Here is a 17374-nt window from a genome sequence, read left to right on the forward strand (position 1 = left end):
ATCAACGGCAGTCTTATGCTTCGACGTTTTCCCAGATATAACCTGCCAAAATAAACCTGTCCCTTTTTGGCAGGTTAGGCGATGGCTTGGCGCTGAAGCTCGATGAGCTCGGCGATGCCTTTGTCGCCCAAGTCGAGCAGGGCGTTGAGGCGCTTACGGTCAAAGGGCGCCTGCTCGCCAGTGCCCTGGAGCTCGATCATCTCACCGGTGTCGGTGGCAACGAGGTTCATGTCGACTTCGGCATGGCTGTCCTCGGAATAATCGAGGTCAAGCAGCGTATTGCCGTCGACAACGCCCATGGAGATTGCAGCCACCTGGCCGGTAAGCGGGATGCGCTCGATCTTGCCCGCCTCGACCCACATGGCGAGGGCGTCGTGCAGCGCCACCCAGGCGCCGGTGATGCTCGCTGTACGCGTGCCGCCATCGGCCTGAATCACATCGCAGTCGACGGTGACGGTGTACTCGCCGAGCGCCTTCATGTTGACGACGGTACGCAGGCTGCGGCCAATGAGGCGCTCGATCTCCATGGAGCGGCCCTTGCGGTTGGCGTGCTCGCGCTTGCAGCGCTTGCCGGTCGACGTCGGCAGCATGGCGTATTCCGCGGTCACCCAGCCGGCCTTAGCTCCCTTTCGCCAGCCCGGCACGCCCTCCTCGATAGTGGCGGCGCACAGCACGCGCGTGTCGCCGAACTCGGCCAGGCACGAACCGTGGGCGTGCTTCATGACGCCACGGGTGAGCTTAACGGGACGCAACTCGTTGGCGGCGCGGCCGTTGGCGCGGTTGACCTGCATGTACTCCATAGAAAGATCCTTTCGGCAAAAAATGTGGCGAAGGCTTTGGCGGCGGCCTTACATCTATTTCAGCTCATCGATATCGATATGCTCAATGCTCTTGAGCGGCTGACCAAAGATAAAGCTGCCCGCCACCGCAAACTCGGCAATGTTATCGGCCGTCGTGGCAAAACGATGCTGCGGCTCGGCGGCGTCGCCCGCCAGCTGCTCGCGGCGCGTGAGGATATCGGTCAGCTCGCGCGTGGTCTCCTCGGCGGAACTCACGACGCGCACCCCAGGCCCCAGCGCATGACGGATAGGTCCCACCAACAGCGGAAAATGCGTACAGCCGAGCACCACGGTATCGATACCGTGGTCGCGCAGCGGCTCAACCGTGGCACCCACCAGCGCACGCACGGCAGGCGTATCGAAGATGTCCTCGTTCTCAAGCCACTGTTCCTGCAGATGTGCACCCGAGGCGAGCTCGTGTTCGACAACCTCGACAAAGCTCGAGGCGGGGCAGCCGTATACGTCGACGCCGGCATCCAGATCCTGGATGGCGCGCGTGTAGGCGCCCGAGCGAATGGTGAGGTTGGTGGCGAGCACGCCCACCCGGCGCGTGCGAGTGCTGTTGATTGCCGCGCGTGCGCCCGGTGCGATCACACCGATGACGGGAACGTCGAGCACCTGCTGGGCCAGACGCAAGGCCGCAGCGGTCGCCGTGTTGCAGGCGATGACCATAATCTTGACGTCGTGCTTCGACAGCCAACGGCCCGCCTGCAACGCAAACGAGCGCACCTCATCCTCGGTGCGCGTGCCGTAGGGGCAGCGTTTTGTGTCGCCGAAGTAGTAGACGGACTCGTGCGGCAGCGCCGTCGCGATGGCGCGCGCAACCGTCAGACCACCAAGACCCGAGTCGAATACGCCAATAGGGCGCGTGTCCCCGGCCAGATTCTTGATATCGGACATTACCTCACCAGTCTCTCTCGAAAAGACATGTCCAAGTGCGGCGACGCCGCGCTACGAACGCGCCGCGACCAGCAGCTCTGCCGTCGCCGCCCAACCGTCGACAATTTTGCCGCGCGTAACGAAAGCGTTCTCGCAAGCAGCCAGGAACTCGGGCGCGCCGGCGCTCGTCAGGCCATTCTCGACCAGGCAGAACGTGCCCACGTGATCGGCCATGTAGAAGTCGGACTCGGAATCGCCGAGCGCCAACGTCTCCTCGCGCTCGATCCCCAGGTGCTCGCAGAAGCGCGCGATGGCAATGCCCTTGTTGAGGCCGGCGGGATTGATGTTAAACGCGCGACCGTCCTCGACGCGATCGAGCTCGAGCGTCGTCGGCTTGGACAGATGCGTCAGGTGACCGTTACAGGCCCACACCAGGCCGCAGCCGGCCTCGTCCAGGATGGCCTGGACCTCATTGTCGGGCACATCGCCGCGCATGCCGACGGTGACCTCGCGGTACTTGTAGCCGGTCGACATGTCGTTGTGATACTCGATCTTGTGCGGCCAGCGGGCAAGAATCTTCTCGCACACGCCGGTCTGCTCGATCACCTGGTGCGGAGTAAGGCCGCAGGCGGGGTCGTAAGGCATGTCGCCAGTCAGATACTCCCAATCGTTGGCTTTGAGGTCGTACATGACCAGGCCGCCCATCTCACCAATGTAGGAGTTGAGGCCGAGCACGCGCGCGTCCTCGTGGATCATGGTACGGTTGCGGCCCGAGGTGGGAACCACCTGAATGCCAACGCGAGCGAGCGCCACGACGGCCTCGACGAGTTTGGTCGAAGGGTTGCCGTCGTTGTCGCGCAGCACGCACGAGCCGGGCGCGAGCATCGTGGCATCCAGGTCGGTAAAGACGTACTTGACCTTGGCCAAGCGCTCGCGCATCTCGCCCGAAAGCTCGGCAACGGTCGGCAAGGTGTTGTGGGACATGGTTACTCCGTTTACGTAGAAGGGTTTGGACTTGGACGGCATGTTTTGATTGAGGGAACACGCTTATGGCGACAGCGCACTCAGGGCGCCGCCGCCATCATGGTTCATTAGTCAAACTGGGTAACATCGATCAGGCAATTGGCCAACGAAAGGTCGCTCTCGATGGGCACGAACTCGTCACCCACGTGCATGAGCTCCTCGTCACCCTTTGCCAGCAGCAAGACAATAGTGGGAACATCGGGGTTAACGTACTCCTCGCGCGCCGCCTTGAACGCCGCATGCACAGCGGCTTCGCGATCGAGGATGATCTTGTTCGGCGTATCGTCGGGAACATGTTCGGCAAGCTCGCGACAGACCTTCATCGGGTCCTCGTGAGCCGGGTCCTCGTTGGCAAAGATCATCAGGTCGGAATATGGTGCGGCCTCGCGCGGAAGCTGCTCGCGGCGCTCCTGCGCCTTGCCGCCGGCAGCGCCAAATACTGCGATGACCGGGCTGGCGGGAAACGCGCGCTTGACCGACGAGAAAAGCGACCGGAACGAAAGCTGGTTGTGAGCGTAGTCAACGACGCAGATCACGCGGCCGTCCTTCGACTCCACGACCTCCATACGGCCCGGCACACGCAGTTTGGAGAGGCCCTTCTTGATAGCCTCGATACCGATGCCGATCTCGCGCGCAGCGGCGATAGCGACCAGCGCGTTTTCCACGTTAAAGTCGCCCGCGATGCCCAGCAGGACCTTCTCCCCCGCCTCGGACTCGTCGGCACACAGGCCATGCAGGTTAAACTCGATGTTAAAGCCGACCATGCGCACATCGCTCGCCCACAGGCTTGCCTCGGGATGCTCGACGCCAACGGTCACCAAGCGCTCGGCCGTCGACGCTGCCTCCAACACACGGTCAACCTCTTCGGTGCCCAGGTTCACCACGGCGGTCTTTGCCTGGTCAAAGATCCTGAGTTTGCTCTCAAAATAATCCTCAAACGTGGGGTGTTCGATCGGCGAGATGTGGTCACGCCCGATGTTGAGGAAGCACGCCACGTCAAACGGCAGATTCTCGACGCGTTGGTACTTGAGCGCCTGGCTCGAGACCTCCATGACCATGGACTGGCGACCGGACTCACGGCAGTTGGCGATATGGCGCCAGACCTCGGGGGCCTCTGGCGTGGTATTGGTGCTCTCGTAGCACTCGATGCCATCGTCGGTACTCACCGAGCCGATCATGCCGCAGGACTCGCCCGCCGCTTTAATAATCGACTGGAGCATAAAAGCGGCCGTGGTCTTTCCCTTGGTACCGGTGATGCCCACGATCTTGACGTCGTGGTCGGGACGGTCGTAGACCTCCGGCGGCAACAGGGCCATGGCCGTGCGAACGCTATCAACAACCAGCATCGCAGCACCGCTCTCCTGCGCCAGCGGCTCCAGAGACTCGACCAGCGACTCCTCGCACACAAATGCGACGGCGCCCGCATCGAGCGCCATGCTCAAAAACGCGGGCTTAAAGGCAGCACCTTTGCAAAAGAACACGTCACCTGCCGAGACCGCGCGCGAATCAAACGAGCAGCCGGTCACGGCACGCTCGTCAACCTGCTCTGATGCGCGCAGCTCACCGCACACATCGAGAAGCTTGGCAAGCGTATCGACCGTGGTCACGGTCGCGGAATCCGAATGGTGCATCTTTCACCTTTCTCAGCCATTTGGCAGGGACGGTTTTTATAGTAACTGAAACGCACCCACGCAAAAACGGCTCCCGGAGGAGCCGTTACGCGCAGGCGTTCGTAAGCCGAGGCTAGGCAGCCTGAACAGCGGGCTGGTCCTCGTCGATAAAGAAGCGCTTGTACCACACCAGGAACACGAGCGGCGTATAGATCTTGCGCTGGAAATCGCCCTTGCCCGCAAAGTGCAGATCGAGCAGGTGCATGAGCTCGTCGGTATCGAAGAACTCGCTTGCCCACGGCGCGGTGAAGTACTCCTTGACATAGTCGTACCACTTTTGCTCGCGCAGCCAGTAGACAATCGGCACCGGGAAGCCCACCTTGGGACGGGTGGCCCACTCATCGGGCAGCGACTTGTTGGCAGCGTGGCGGAGTACCTGTTTGTTGCCGTTCTCGTTGATGCGGTAGCGGTCGGGAATATGCTCGGCGAACTCCATGACTTTGCGGTCCAGGAAGGGCACGCGCAGCTCCAGCGAGTGCGCCATGCACATCTTGTCGGCCTTGAGCAGAATGTCGCCCGGGAGCCACATGTTCATGTCCAGGTACTGCTTCTTGACCAGCTCGGGCTGACCTTTCACGCGCGCATAGATGGGAGCGGCAAGCTCGAAGGCGCCATCGCCGGTGTTGTACTCGGGCTTGAGCACGCCGTCGACCTCGCGCTCCGGCCATACCAGAGCCTGTCCCAGGAACGACTTCTCGGGGATCTCGGCACCCTTGACCAGGAAGTTATGTCCCTTGAAGTACGGCATATGCAGCGCCAGGTTACCGAGCGCGCGACGGATGGGCAGCGGCACCATCTTTTTGTACTTGCGGACTGGGACCGTGTCCTCGTAGTAGGCGTAGCCGCCAAAGAGTTCGTCGGCGCCTTCGCCCGAAAGCACGACGGTGACGTCCTTGCGGGCCATCTCGGCCAAGAACCACAGCGGCACGGAAGACAGGTTGGACTGCGGCTCGTCCATGTGATACTGGATGTCCTCGAGCGCACCGAAGAACTCGTCGGCGGTTATCATCTTGCGGACATTCTCGACGCCGAGCTTGTCAGAAAGTTCCTTGGCGTAGTTGGTCTCGTTGAAGTTCTTGTAGTCAAAGCCCACCGAGAAGGTCTTGTCGGGCATGAGGCAAGCGGCGATGTAGCTGGAGTCGACGCCGCCGGAGAGGAACGACGCGACCTTGACGTCGGCGATGCGATGGGCCTCGACGCTCTCGTGCACGACCTCGTCCAGCTCGTCGACGTACTCCTCGAACGGCTTCTCGACGGCAGAGTAATCGCAATCCCAGTAGCGCTCGATGTTCATCTTGCCGGTCGGAATATCGACGGTAAAGTAGTGCGCCGGCGGCAGCTTGTAGACACCCTCGAAGAAGGTCTCCTCAGTCGCCGAATACTGCAGCGTCATGTACGGACGCAGGGCCTTTTTGTTGACCGCCTTGTGGAAGTGCGGGTAGTCCAGGAAGCTCTTGATCTCGGAACCAAAGAGCACGCCCGGAGCGCCGTCGCCCGCATCGGCCATGGGATAGTAGTAGAGCGGCTTGATGCCAAAGATATCACGGGCGCCAAAAAGCTTGTTCTTCTTCTTGTCCCAGATGACGAAGGCGTACATACCGCGCAAGCGATCGAGTACTGCCTCGCCCCACTCCTCGTAGCCGTGCAGAAGGCTCTCGGTGTCGGCGCCGCAGTGGAACTTGTAGCCCTTGGCCTCGAGCTCGGAACGGAGTTCTTGGAAGTTGTAGATCTCGCCGTTGAAGACAATGACGACGCTACCGTCCTCGTTGGCCATAGGTTGGGCGCCAGCCTCGGTCAGGTCGAGGATCGACAAGCGGCGGAAGCCGAGGGCAACGCGGCCGTCGATAAACTGACCGCCCATGTCGGGACCACGATGGACGATGCGGTCCATCATCTTGGTGAGCACCTCGGATTGGTTATCCGTCCCACCGACAAAACCGACAAAACCGCACATATACTATCCCCTCTGCTGTTGCTGGGCATCAAATCGAATCAGTAGCTTTTGAGTATACCCGAGGGCGTAAAGAGGGGCGGAATGTTCAGGCAATCTCAACTGAATCAGCTCCGCTGTGACACGCGTCGGTTACCTTTAATGGATATGAGGTGAATGAGGCGATTGTTTTGCTATACTCTCTCCGCACGGGCGATTGGCGCAACGGTTAGCGCAGGTGCTTTACACGCACAAGGCTGGGGGTTCGAATCCCTCATCGCCCACCATTGAATTGGAAACGGTCCTCGCAAGGGGACCGTTTTTGTTTGGGCCCAGCGCATGGGATTCGAACCCGACAGGGTGCGAAGCTGAGGAAACGCGAAACGTTTTCCAGCGCAGCACGCGAGGGCCGCAGGCCCGAAGCGAAAGCGGGCGGCGTCAGCCGCACGCGACATCCCTCATCGCCCACCACTGATTTGATAGGCTCCCAGCTATGGGGGCCTTTCTTTTTTGGGCCCAGCGCATGGGGTTCGAACCCGCCAGGGTGCGGAGCTGAGGAAACGCGCAAGCGTTTTCCAGCGCAGCACGCGAGGAGCGGAGCGGCGAAGCGGGGCGCGGGCGGCGCCGGCCGCACGCGGACATCCCTCATCGCCCACCACTGAATTGTTAGGCCTCCAGCGATGGAGGCCTTTCTTTTTTGTGCCCAGTGCATGGGATTCGAACCCGCCAGCACGTCTGTCACAAAGGCCGTGGCCAGAAAATGGCAAAAATGAGTACTGCTACCTTGCTTACAACATATCAAAAGATAGTATTTGCTTAAGTTACGCAACATATGTCCATTATAAGGACTAATAATTGGATCAAAATCGTACATTCATCGCCATTTCGACTAGCTATCTGGCCTTATTAGTCCAAAATTGCTGCTACCAAATCGATAACAGTACTCATATTTGATGTTTTTTGACCAGCAGGTCTCCCCGCCTTAGCAAATCTAAGGCAAAACGGGCTCCAGACCGCTGAATCATGCCACATAGGGCACGTCCGCAGTCCGGAACCCGGTCAAAGTTAAGTTATTTCGCTGTGTTAGGCCAAAACGTCCGACAGGATCTCGATCAGACTGTCCACGTCGGATTCCTCGCAGACGAGCGGCGGCAGGAAACGCAGCGTATGGGCACCCGTAGCGTTAATCACGGCACCAGCCCCCAATGCACGGGCCACAACGTCGTGTGCATCACCCGCAGTATCGTCCAGATCGCAGCCGAGCATCAAGCCGCGGCCACGCACCTCGGTCACGTTCGGCAGCTTGGCGAGCTTTGCCTCCATATAGGCGCCTACCTTGGCAGCGTGGTCGGCATAATCGCCGCGCACGAGTGCGGAGAGCGTCGCGGCACACGCCGCGATGGCCAAGCAGCTACCGCCAAACGTCGAGCCGTGGTCGCCCGGCTTAAACACGTCGGCAATCTCCTTCTTTGCCACGACGGCACCCATGGGCACGCCATCAGCAATGCCCTTGGCAAGGCTCATGATGTCGGGTTCCACGCCATAGGCTTGGAATGCAAACGGCTTGCCGGAGCGGAAGATGCCGCACTGGACCTCGTCGGCGATAAGCACGGCGCCCACTTCGTGTGCCAGGTCGCGCGCTGCCGCCATAAACTCCTCGGTCATGGGGTGCACACCGCTCTCGCCCTGGATCGGCTCGAGCATCACGGCACAAATTTCGCTCCCCAGCTGCTTAAAGATCGCACGCAGTTCATCGATATCGTTGGGCGTGCAGGCCACAAAGCCACCCGGCAGCGGGCGGAAACTATCCTGCAGCCAATCCTGCATGGTGGCGGCAATGGTCTCGAGCGTACGGCCGTGGAAGCCGCCGCGCATGCACACGATAGTGTTGCCGCCGTTACCGGCACGCTTGGCGTACAGGCGCGCGAGCTTCATCGAGCCCTCGTTGGCCTCGGCGCCGGAGTTGGCAAAGAAGGTCTCCCAAACCTGCTCATCCGCAGCCGGGGCACCAAGAGCAGCTGCCGTGGTCTCATCGCCGGCGGCAATGGCATCGGCAAGCACGCGTGCACCATCTAAGTCGTCGTTGGCAAGCTTGGACAGCAGCGCCGCGACCTGTCCACGCTGCTCGATGTAGAAGTAATTGGAGACATGCATGAGCTTTTTGGTCTGTGCCTCGAGCGCCGAGAGCACAGCCGGGTCGCCATGACCTAGGCTGCACACGCCGATGCCGGCAAGAAAGTCGAGGTACTCACGACCATCGTCGCCGGTGAGCTTCATGCCGTGACCCTCGACAAACTCGACCGGAGAGCGGCCAAAGGTATGCATAACGTAATGGGATTCAAGCGATTGCTGAGCTGCAAGTGACATGGGATGCCTTTCGTTGGGCGCCAGACGGCGCAGGCCTATGGGTGCAGGAATGGGGCGGCTGCGAGTCAGTTAGACCGTCTGAAGCTTCTCGACCTCGTCGAGGTTCTCGGTCAGACGCGCAGCAAACGTCGAAAGCGGATGCGGATGCGTATCGAACTCGTAAGCCGTCTCGGTGGAATGGATCACGGTACCGACGCCGGCATCGGTCAGCAGCTCCAGCAGCAGCGAATGCGGCGTGGTGCCGTTGATGATGTGAGCGCGAAATACGCCGCCGGCAAGCGCATCGACGGCCGCACGCAGCTTGGGAATCATGCCCTTATCGACCTCGCCGCCGTAGAGCATTTCGTTAACCTCGTCGAGCGTTAGGTTGGAGATGAGTGAGTCTTTATCGCTAAAGTCCTTGTACAGGCCGTCGACGTCGGTCAAAAAGATCGCCTTATGCGCATGCAGCGCCGCCGCAACGGCACCGGCGGCGGTATCGGCGTTGATGTTGAAGAAACCGCCGTCCTCCCCCGCCGCGACGGTAGCGATGACGGGGATGTACTCGCTATCGAGCAGGCGCTCGATATAGTCGGTGTTAACGTGCGTGACCTTGCCTACGCGGCCGAGTTCGGGGTCGAGCGGCTCGGCGATGAGCGTGCCGGCATCGCTGCCCGACACGCCCACGGCCAGGTTGCCGTGGTGGTTGATGGCAGCAACCAGCTCCTGGTTAACCTTGCCGCCCAGCACCTCGCGCACGATATCCATCGTCGCCGGCGTGGTCACGCGCTGGCCGTTCTTAAACTCGACGGGAATATCGTAATGGCTCAGCGCCTCGTTAATAGCCTTGCCGCCGCCGTGCACGATGACGGGGCGCATACCGATGATCTTGAGCAAAACGATGTCGCTCATCACGTCGCGGCGCAGCTGCTCATCAACCATGGCGGCTCCGCCATATTTGATAACAACCGTCTTGCCGGTCAGGTTCTTAATCCACGGCAGCGCTTCGAACAGCAGCTGCGCGGTTGCTTCGTTGGATTCGCTCGAACGACAATCGCGTGCGAATTTCATAATCTGCCTCGTCTTTCATATCGTTATCGCGCCGTGCTCCGCTGTCCGCAATCGCGGCAAGATGCGCAGCGTGCCCGGAATCTAGGAACGGTAGTCGCCGTTGATGGAGATGTACTCATGCGTGAGGTCGCAGGTCCACACGGTCGTTGCCGCGTCGCCTGCGCCCAGGTCGGCCGAGATCACGATCTCGGGCGCCTCGAAACGTCGTAGAGCCTCGTCCTCGTCAAAGGGAACAGTCAGACCGTCGCGACAGACAGGCATGCCCATCATGTCGATGGAAACGTCTTCCTGATTAAACTTCACGCCGCACTTGCCAAGCGCCATAGCAACGCGGCCCCAGTTGCAGTCGTGGCCGGCGATGCAGGTCTTAACGAGCGGCGAGTTGGCAACGGCACGGGCGGCGATATCGGCCTCCTCGTCGTTCACGGCGCCGGTAACGTTGACTGTAACAAGCTTGGATGCGCCCTCACCATCGGCGGCAATATTGCGCGCCAGGCTCTCGCACACCTCGTGCACGGCAAATGCCAACTCGTCAAAAGCATCGGAGCCCTCGACGATAGGCTCGGCATCTGCGGCAGCGGCACCGGAGGCAAGCATGATGCAGGTGTCGTTGGTCGAGGTGTCGGAATCGACCGTTACCTTGTTAAAGGTCTGCTTGACGGTCGAGAGCAGCAGGGCATGAAGTGCCGCCGGCTCGACGGGGGCATCGGTGGTGATAGCTGCGATCATGGTGGCCATGTTGGGCATGATCATACCCGAGCCCTTGCACATTCCGCCTACCGTATAGACATTGCTCGCATGACCCGCAGCCTCACTGACGTAGGACACGGCGTACTCCTTGGAGTGCGTGTCGGTCGTCATGATGGCGCGAGCGGCATCGGCGCCACCGTGGGCGGAGAGCGCCTCGTAGGCAGCAGGAATGGCGGTCTCAAACGTGTCGATCGGCAGAATCTGGCCAATCACACCCGTGGAGGCAATCAGAATCTGCTGGGGCTCGCAGCCGATGACCTGCGAGGCGATGTTGCAGGTCTCGCGCGCGCAGGCAAGACCGGTCTCACCCGTGGCGGCGTTGGCATTGCCAGAGTTGACCGAAACGCCGGCGATGATACCGTAGCCCTTGTCGGCACCGCCCAGGTGGGCACGGCTCACCTGCACGGGCGCCGCGCAAAAGCGATTGGTGGTAAACACGCCGGCACCGGGACAGGGTTTATCGGGCACGACGAGCGCGTAATCCAGGCGCTCGGGATTCTTGCGGAACCCAGCGTGGATGCCTGCAGCTTTAAAACCAGCCGCAGCCGTAACGCCACCCTCGACGGCGCGAATCTTGATATCAAACAGCTCGGTATTCATCGTCTTTATGACTCCTTATGTCAAACAAAAAAGGGCATCGGTTGGTGCGCCATGCCAGCCACAATCATGAGACCAGCTTAAGAGTGGCGCCCCACTCGATGCCCGACTACCAAATCGTTAACAATCGAATGTGCTACACCGGGCACGCCACTGTGGGCAAGCCTCGTCGCTCGTCAAAACCAAAGACGATGTTGGCGCACTGGACCGCCTGACCGGCAGCACCCTTGCACAGATTGTCGATCGCTCCCGTCGCCACCAGCACGCCCGCGCGCTTGTTGAGTGCAAGGCCGATCTGGGCAGCATTGGTGCCGACGACCGAGGCCGTCTTGGGCTGCTCGCCGGCATCGAGCACGCGCACAAAGGTGCGACCGGCGTAGAACTGTCTGTAATGGTCGACGACATCCTCAAGGGTCAAGGTATCGATAGCCTGCGGCGTAAGCGGCATCGTCACCGTAGAGAGCAGACCGCGCTTGAGCGGTGCCAGGTGCGGGGTGAAAACGATGTGGTCGGCTAGGCCAAGAATCTGCTCGATCTCGGGCGTATGGCGATGTTTTCCTGCGCCATAGGCCTCCAGGTTCTCGTCTGCACTGCAAAAACGCGTACGGGCGTTGCAGGACTTACCGGCACCCGTTACACCGCTGATAGCGTCAACGATCACGGGTCCGCTCTGGGCAACCCAGCCGGCGCGCACGGCAGGCGCGGCGGCAAGGCTCGTTGCGGTGGGATAGCAACCGGCGCAGGCGACCAGTACGGGCTTGCCGTCGGCGTGGTCGGATGCAGCGGTCTCCAAATCCTGGCAGAATAGCTCGGGCAGACCAAAGGCGCGGCTCTTGAGTAGCTCGGGGCTCGTGTGCTCGGCGGCATACCAGGCCTCAAAGGTGGCCGGATCGCTCAGGCGATAGTCGGCCGAGAGGTCAATGCAGGAGACTCCCGCGGCAAGCAAGGCGGGCACCTGTGCCATGGCGGCCGTGTGCGGCACGGCCAAAAAGACCGCGTCGCAGTTCTTGAGCTCGGGGGCATCATGCGTCGTAAAGGCAAGATCGCTTACGCCGGTGAAGCTCGGGTACACCGCAGACAGCGGCTGGCCGGCATCGGCGTTGGACGTAATGGCAACAAGTTCAAACTCGGGATGACCGAGGACGAGGTGAATGAGCTCGGCGCCGGCATATCCAGCCGCACCGACGATTCCAACCTTTACAGACATATCAGACTCCTTGTCTGCAGTTATGCACCAATACGCATCCTGCAGCCGTCGTTATGAAGTAGGTTGAAACTTTAGCACCAGAAGATGCATTTATACGCAAATCTTTTGCATATTCATGCATTGAAACAGTCACGACACATTCACTCAAAGGAGTTGACAAATAAACACGGACCCCATATTGCCCAGTGCGCCTTGCGGTGACGTTGCAATGTGGGGCCCGCTACATGCGAGAATTTGAATTGTCGAAGCTTGCTGAGAGACTCGTTTAGAGCTCGACCGGCACCCATTCGTCATGGTTGCAGATAAAGGCCTCGGGTTCCTCCACGCTAAAGAAGACGAGCGTGGGATCGTTAGGCCCCTCATAGTGCTCGCCCAGGCGCTCTAGATGCTTCCACCCAGCTTCGCGCATTTCGCCTAAAGCCCGGTCATCCAAGCCGGCACGCCCGCGCAAGATGAGCCAGCCATGGCCCGGCCACCAACTCGTGGCCTCAAAGCGCTGGTTTTGCAGCAGCTCTTGCCACACATCTTTGGTGCGCGCTGTTACAAACCACAGCTTGCCGTCCTGGATCTGCGCAAACGAAAACGGACGCACATGAGGCTGTCCGTCAACGCTCGTCGCCAAATACCATGCCGGCACCGACGTCAGATACTCCAACACCGTATTCAATCCGTCCATGTGTCCTCCTGGCGCTAGCTAATTCGGAACGGGTAGTTAATTTGAGACGCTCTAGAGCTCCAGGCGCTCCTCGCTGCCGTCGATATCACAGAAGCGCGCGGCAATGTTGCGGACCGAAAAGAAAGCAAGGCGGCCGTCGTTGGCACTCTCGTGTTCCTCGCCGATGCCCACCATGTGCTTAAAACCCGCTTGACGCACCTTGTCGCTCGCAACCGCGTCGTCCTCAAGTGCGGCCTCGCCGGTCAACACGATCCAACATTCCCCCGGCTTCCAGCCCGAGAGCTCAAACTTGGGATTCGCACTCAGCTCCGCCCACACATCCTTGTCGCGCGACGTGCAAAACCACAGCTTACCGTCATCGACCATGGCAAACGAAAACGGCCTCACGCGAGGCTGATGCCCGTCGGTCACATCGGTCGTGGCCAGATACCACGCCGGAATGCGCCTGAGATACGAACAGGCGCGCTCAAGCTGAGCCGTGCGGTCGTTGTCGGTCATAGGGACCCCTTTCTTGCGCTCGAATCGCGCCTAAACAAGTTGAAGGTTGACGACGATGACACACGCAAACAGCAGCATCGTCACAACCGCAGCCAGCGCATCCCCGCGGCGAAATGCAAGTGCATGCAGACGCGTGCGGCCCTGCTCGCCGTGATAGCAGCGTGCATCCATGGCGGCAGACAACGTCTCGGCATGACGGAACACGCCCGTGAACAGTGGAATCGCCACACTGCCGAGCATACGCACGCCGCCGAGCGGGCCACCCGTTACGCGTGCACCGCGGCTTGCCTGCGCGTCCGCCGTCTGCTTCATCTCGGTGGCAAACTGCGGCATAAAGCGCAACGCGATGCCCATGATCATGCCGAGCTCATGCGCAGGGAGCCCCACGCGCGCAAACGGTGCGAGCAGACGCTCAAAGCCCGCGGTGAGGTCGAGCGTAGGCGTGGTGAGCGTAATGGCGCTCATGCCGGCCATCATCAAGCTCAGGCGGCACGCCATAAAGGCGGCGGAATGCAGCGAGCCCTCGCTTATCTGCAAAAAGCCAAGCTGCCACAGAATGCGCCCGCTCTGGTCGGAAAACAGGTTGAGCACTGCGACCACCACGACAATCGCCAGCAATGGTGCCATCGATGATAGGACCCGGCGCAACGGCACCCGGGACACGGTATAGATCAGGACAACGAAGATTGCGACCGGGGCCAGTCCGCGGAAGCTGCTGACCGTGAGCGTCGTGATCAGAAACACAAAGCCCAAGAGCAACTTAGTTCGCGGGTCCAGGCGGTGGATCGCACTATCGCCGGGATAGTAGCTGCCAAACGAAAACGCCTCCATTAGCAGCCCTCCTCTCGCGCGACCGTCTTGGATTTAGCAATGTCCGCGACGTTAGAAGGACCGTCTGAGCGACCGATCAGCAAATCTGCCAACTCGTCGGCCAACGACTCAACCGTATAGAGCCCACCGCGACGCAGCGGCACGCCCGCCTCCGTAAGCGCCAGCGCCATACGCTGGGCGGCGGGAACGCCCAAGCCGATCGACTTGAGCTCATCGGCACGCGCAAACACCTGCGCGGGGGTTCCCTCGGCAAACACCGCGCCTTCGTTCATTACGACGATACGGTCGCAGCAATTGGCCAGGTCATCCATGCTGTGCGAAACCATGACAACGGTCAGGCCATCGCGGTGAAGTCGATCGATAAGCTCAAGGAAATCCCTGCGCGCAGCCGGATCGAGCCCCGCCATGGGTTCATCGAGCACCAGGACTTCGGGCTCCATGGCGAGCACGCCGGCGAATGCCACACGCCGTTGCTGACCGCCCGAAAGCTCAAAGGGACTCTTGTCGCCGACCGTGGAAAGATCGAGGCCCACGCGCGTAAGCGATGATGCGACACGGCGTGCGACCTCGTCTTGTGGCAGGCCAAGGTTGTGCGGACCAAACGCCACGTCCTGCGCCACGGTTTCGGCAAATAGCTGGCGCTCGGGATACTGAAACACCACGCCAACCTTGGCCTTAACCGTAGCGGCGTCTTTCTTGTTTGACAGATCGAGCCCCAGCGCGCGAACGGATCCCTCCTGGGGGCGAATCAAACCGTTGAGATGCTGGACCAGCGTCGACTTACCCGAACCGGTATGACCTGCCAAGCCCAGGAACTCGCCGCGACGCACCGCCAGCGATACATCGCGCAGCGCCCACGGGCTGCTGGGGTCGTTTCCCCAGAGGGCCTGTTTGTTCGATTTGCCCGCAGTGGCCGAGCGCTTATGCCAGCGGCGGCGCTCGCGGGCGCTCAGCGAGTAACTATGCGAGAGGTGCGAAATCTCGATGACGGGCTCCGACGCGGCTGTCCCGTCGGTTGCAGAGGAGGCGTTGTCGAGCACACGAGAATCGGATGCAGAAGGCCGCCCTGCGGTGTCTTCCCCACTCCGGTCGGCATATGCCTGCGCAATCTCGGCGACCATATCCACCTCGCGCACCTGCGCATGAACGGGCACGCCCTTCGCACGAAGCGCCGTGCCCAAGCAGCACGACGCCGGCATATCCAAGTTGAGCTGCGCAAGTTCGTCCGCCCGTGTCAAGATTTCCTCGGGCGTACCGAGCATGGCAACGCGCCCCGCCCGAAATACCGCGACACGATCGGCCTCGGCGGCCTCTTCCATAAAGTGCGTAATCATCACGATGGTCATGCCGCGATCGTGCAACGCGTGGCAAGCCTTCATGAGGCCCTTGCGTCCACGCGGATCGAGCATTGAAGAAGCCTCGTCCAATATGAGCACGCGCGGTTCCATGGCGAGCACACCGGCAAGCGCCACACGCTGCTTTTGACCGCCCGAAAGCGCATGGGTCTCGTGGCGCTCAAAGCCCACCAGGCCCACGCCCTTCAGCGCCTCGCGTACCCGCTGCGCAATTTGTGCCGATGGCACGCCAAGGTTTTCGGGACCAAACGCAACGTCATCTTCGACAAGCGTTGCCACCAGCTGGTCATCTGGATTTTGGAATACCATGCCCGCGGTCGAACGAATGTCGTAGACCAGCTCGGGGTCGGACGCATCCATGCCGTTGATGCGTACCGTGCCCGCATCGGGCTGCAACAGTGCATTCAGATGCTTGGCAAACGTCGACTTGCCCGATCCATTGCCACCGAGGATGCAGAAAAACTCCCCGTCCTCGATGTTCAGATCGACGCCGTCGAGTGCCGGTACGGCACCGTCATAGCTAAAGGAAACGCCCCGACACTCAATCATGCGCGGCCTTTGACCTGGTCCTTTTTAGGCGTGATGAGGTTGGAGACCGCCTTGTACACTGCAAGCGTCAATACCGAGTTAAGGACAGTCTTGATAAGGTTGAACGGCAGCACGGCGGGAATCATGAGCGGGGCGATCACATCGACCGAGCCATACCAGAACCAAACACCAATGGTAAGGTTTGCGACCATAGACAACGCCGTAGCGGCAATGACGCCGAGCGCTAGGCCAATCACGGCACCCTTATAGGTATGCATCTTCTGGTAGACGATAGCCGCGGGCAGAATGTAGCCCAGCGTGGCAACCAGGTTCATAAGCGCGCCGACCCAGTCACCCGTGGTGAGCGCATGGATAACGATCGCCATGGCGGCAACAGCAGTGCCGGCGCCAGGGCTATACGCAAAACCGCACACCATCGCCGGCACCAGCGACGGGTCATACGTCAAAAACGGCGCCGAGGGAAGAATGGGCAGCTGCACGTACATAAACAGGGCGCCCAAGGCGCACATCAGCGCCATGGTAACGAGCTGTTTGGTGCTCCACCTATTCGTGTTCTCAAAATGGATATGCTGCGACTGTTCAGACATAAGATCACCTGCCTCTTTCATCCGGACTCTAACCGTTGGTACTGGAATCTCACCAGTTCAGCCGGCATGCGAACCAACACACGCTCGGGTCGCGGACTCATCGGCTCGGTCGCAGACGCCTCGCCTGCTCCGCGGCACCCCTTTGGCACCGCCCGATTTACCGCCAGTGGGGAATTCCACCCCGCCCTGAAACAGCACTTGCAAGTGTAGCACGAGCAATCGTTCGCGCAAGTATGCCGAGGGTAATTTGTGGTGGGGATCAGTTGCCACAACAACCACGTTCCCCACCCATCCCAAAGTAGCGCGCCTTTCGCGCAAAGCGCGAAACAGCGAAGGGGACAAGCCACTGCAACAACCACATCCTCCACTCGCCCCAAAGCGGCGCGCCTTTCGCGGCAAAGCCGCGAAACAGCGACCGGGACACGTATTCCCAACAACCAAGTCCTCCGCCCACGCCGACCTCAAGGCCGTAAACGCAGGGAATCCGGGGGCGTGACGGGGGCTTCCCTCCGGAACATTCCGCACTGATATCTTCTGTATTGAAGACGTCGATGATGCACCCGTAT

Annotated in this window: 14 protein-coding genes, 1 tRNA gene and 1 riboswitch; of the genes, 1 reads left to right on the forward strand and 14 read right to left on the reverse strand. The window is 60.6% G+C overall.

All coding sequences use genetic code 11. The features are described from left to right. Nucleotides 1-74 precede the first annotated feature (74 nt). From rph to asnB, 5 genes are all read right to left on the reverse strand, one after another. On the reverse strand, nucleotides 75-800 hold the full coding sequence (gene rph / locus DXB53_RS02150) for a ribonuclease PH (protein ID WP_117563804.1): 726 nt from the start codon (nucleotides 798-800) through the stop codon (nucleotides 75-77). A gap of 54 nt (nucleotides 801-854) precedes the next feature. Beyond that, on the reverse strand, nucleotides 855-1739 hold the full coding sequence (gene murI / locus DXB53_RS02155) for a glutamate racemase (protein WP_117583118.1): 885 nt from the start codon (nucleotides 1737-1739) through the stop codon (nucleotides 855-857). A gap of 51 nt (nucleotides 1740-1790) precedes the next feature. Next, nucleotides 1791-2702 carry an HAD family hydrolase gene (locus tag DXB53_RS02160; protein WP_117583119.1) on the reverse strand — a complete coding sequence of 304 codons (912 nt, stop codon included), beginning with the start codon at nucleotides 2700-2702 and terminating at the stop codon, nucleotides 1791-1793. A gap of 107 nt (nucleotides 2703-2809) precedes the next feature. Continuing rightward, on the reverse strand, nucleotides 2810-4372 hold the full coding sequence (locus DXB53_RS02165) for a Mur ligase family protein (RefSeq protein WP_117583120.1): 1563 nt from the start codon (nucleotides 4370-4372) through the stop codon (nucleotides 2810-2812). A gap of 112 nt (nucleotides 4373-4484) precedes the next feature. Beyond that, a complete protein-coding gene (gene asnB / locus DXB53_RS02170) occupies nucleotides 4485-6365 on the reverse strand; it encodes an asparagine synthase (glutamine-hydrolyzing) (protein WP_117563808.1) in 1881 nt (626 codons plus the stop codon). 187 nt (nucleotides 6366-6552) lie between these two features. Between asnB and DXB53_RS02175 the strand changes: the two genes are divergently transcribed. Next, nucleotides 6553-6628, forward strand: a tRNA-Val gene (locus DXB53_RS02175). Nucleotides 6629-7424: 796 nt separating this feature from the next. On the opposite strand, the gene DXB53_RS02180 is transcribed toward DXB53_RS02175, so the two are convergent. The 9 genes from DXB53_RS02180 to DXB53_RS02220 all read right to left on the reverse strand — a co-directional run bounded on the left by DXB53_RS02180 (nucleotide 7425) and on the right by DXB53_RS02220 (nucleotide 16808). Then, nucleotides 7425-8708: an aminotransferase class III-fold pyridoxal phosphate-dependent enzyme gene (locus tag DXB53_RS02180; RefSeq protein ID WP_117583121.1), complete on the reverse strand. Its 1284-nt coding sequence runs from the start codon at nucleotides 8706-8708 to the stop codon at nucleotides 7425-7427. A gap of 69 nt (nucleotides 8709-8777) precedes the next feature. Further along, nucleotides 8778-9758 carry an acetylglutamate kinase gene (gene argB, locus DXB53_RS02185; RefSeq protein WP_117583122.1) on the reverse strand — a complete coding sequence of 327 codons (981 nt, stop codon included), beginning with the start codon at nucleotides 9756-9758 and terminating at the stop codon, nucleotides 8778-8780. An 81-nt stretch (nucleotides 9759-9839) separates the two neighbouring features. Then, entirely contained in the window at nucleotides 9840-11108 is a 1269-nt protein-coding gene (argJ, locus tag DXB53_RS02190) for a bifunctional glutamate N-acetyltransferase/amino-acid acetyltransferase ArgJ (protein WP_199408861.1), read from the reverse strand. 133 nt (nucleotides 11109-11241) lie between these two features. Further along, nucleotides 11242-12312: an N-acetyl-gamma-glutamyl-phosphate reductase gene (gene argC, locus DXB53_RS02195; protein WP_117583124.1), complete on the reverse strand. Its 1071-nt coding sequence runs from the start codon at nucleotides 12310-12312 to the stop codon at nucleotides 11242-11244. Between the two features lie 265 nt (nucleotides 12313-12577). Then, on the reverse strand, nucleotides 12578-12988 hold the full coding sequence (locus DXB53_RS02200) for a pyridoxamine 5'-phosphate oxidase family protein (RefSeq protein ID WP_117583125.1): 411 nt from the start codon (nucleotides 12986-12988) through the stop codon (nucleotides 12578-12580). 51 nt (nucleotides 12989-13039) lie between these two features. Then, nucleotides 13040-13486 carry a pyridoxamine 5'-phosphate oxidase family protein gene (locus DXB53_RS02205; RefSeq protein ID WP_117563813.1) on the reverse strand — a complete coding sequence of 149 codons (447 nt, stop codon included), beginning with the start codon at nucleotides 13484-13486 and terminating at the stop codon, nucleotides 13040-13042. A 30-nt stretch (nucleotides 13487-13516) separates the two neighbouring features. Beyond that, nucleotides 13517-14317: an energy-coupling factor transporter transmembrane protein EcfT gene (locus DXB53_RS02210; protein WP_055252301.1), complete on the reverse strand. Its 801-nt coding sequence runs from the start codon at nucleotides 14315-14317 to the stop codon at nucleotides 13517-13519. Further along, entirely contained in the window at nucleotides 14317-16221 is a 1905-nt protein-coding gene (locus DXB53_RS02215) for an energy-coupling factor transporter ATPase (RefSeq protein ID WP_117583126.1), read from the reverse strand. Before DXB53_RS02215 ends, DXB53_RS02210 begins: the two co-directional genes overlap by 1 nt. Further along, on the reverse strand, nucleotides 16218-16808 hold the full coding sequence (locus tag DXB53_RS02220; RefSeq protein ID WP_117583127.1) for an ECF transporter S component: 591 nt from the start codon (nucleotides 16806-16808) through the stop codon (nucleotides 16218-16220). Before DXB53_RS02220 ends, DXB53_RS02215 begins: the two co-directional genes overlap by 4 nt. A gap of 5 nt (nucleotides 16809-16813) precedes the next feature. Then, nucleotides 16814-17006, reverse strand: a riboswitch (FMN riboswitch). Between the last annotated feature and the right edge of the window lie 368 nt (nucleotides 17007-17374).

Source organism: Collinsella sp. OM04-5, assembly GCF_003439125.1.
GTDB lineage: Bacteria > Actinomycetota > Coriobacteriia > Coriobacteriales > Coriobacteriaceae > Collinsella.

Excerpts from the sequence above, each read along its gene's own strand:
- rph (WP_117563804.1), bottom strand. The coding sequence starts at position 800 with ATGGAGTACATGCAGGTCAACCGCGCCAACGGCCGCGCCGCCAACGAG.
- murI (WP_117583118.1), bottom strand. The coding sequence starts at position 1,739 with ATGTCCGATATCAAGAATCTGGCCGGGGACACGCGCCCTATTGGCGTA.
- DXB53_RS02160 (WP_117583119.1), bottom strand. The coding sequence starts at position 2,702 with ATGTCCCACAACACCTTGCCGACCGTTGCCGAGCTTTCGGGCGAGATG.
- DXB53_RS02165 (WP_117583120.1), bottom strand. The coding sequence starts at position 4,372 with ATGCACCATTCGGATTCCGCGACCGTGACCACGGTCGATACGCTTGCC.
- asnB (WP_117563808.1), bottom strand. The coding sequence starts at position 6,365 with ATGTGCGGTTTTGTCGGTTTTGTCGGTGGGACGGATAACCAATCCGAG.
- DXB53_RS02180 (WP_117583121.1), bottom strand. The coding sequence starts at position 8,708 with ATGTCACTTGCAGCTCAGCAATCGCTTGAATCCCATTACGTTATGCAT.
- argB (WP_117583122.1), bottom strand. The coding sequence starts at position 9,758 with ATGAAATTCGCACGCGATTGTCGTTCGAGCGAATCCAACGAAGCAACC.
- argJ (WP_199408861.1), bottom strand. The coding sequence starts at position 11,108 with ATGAATACCGAGCTGTTTGATATCAAGATTCGCGCCGTCGAGGGTGGC.
- argC (WP_117583124.1), bottom strand. The coding sequence starts at position 12,312 with ATGTCTGTAAAGGTTGGAATCGTCGGTGCGGCTGGATATGCCGGCGCC.
- DXB53_RS02200 (WP_117583125.1), bottom strand. The coding sequence starts at position 12,988 with ATGGACGGATTGAATACGGTGTTGGAGTATCTGACGTCGGTGCCGGCA.
- DXB53_RS02205 (WP_117563813.1), bottom strand. The coding sequence starts at position 13,486 with ATGACCGACAACGACCGCACGGCTCAGCTTGAGCGCGCCTGTTCGTAT.
- DXB53_RS02210 (WP_055252301.1), bottom strand. The coding sequence starts at position 14,317 with ATGGAGGCGTTTTCGTTTGGCAGCTACTATCCCGGCGATAGTGCGATC.
- DXB53_RS02215 (WP_117583126.1), bottom strand. The coding sequence starts at position 16,221 with ATGATTGAGTGTCGGGGCGTTTCCTTTAGCTATGACGGTGCCGTACCG.
- DXB53_RS02220 (WP_117583127.1), bottom strand. The coding sequence starts at position 16,808 with ATGTCTGAACAGTCGCAGCATATCCATTTTGAGAACACGAATAGGTGG.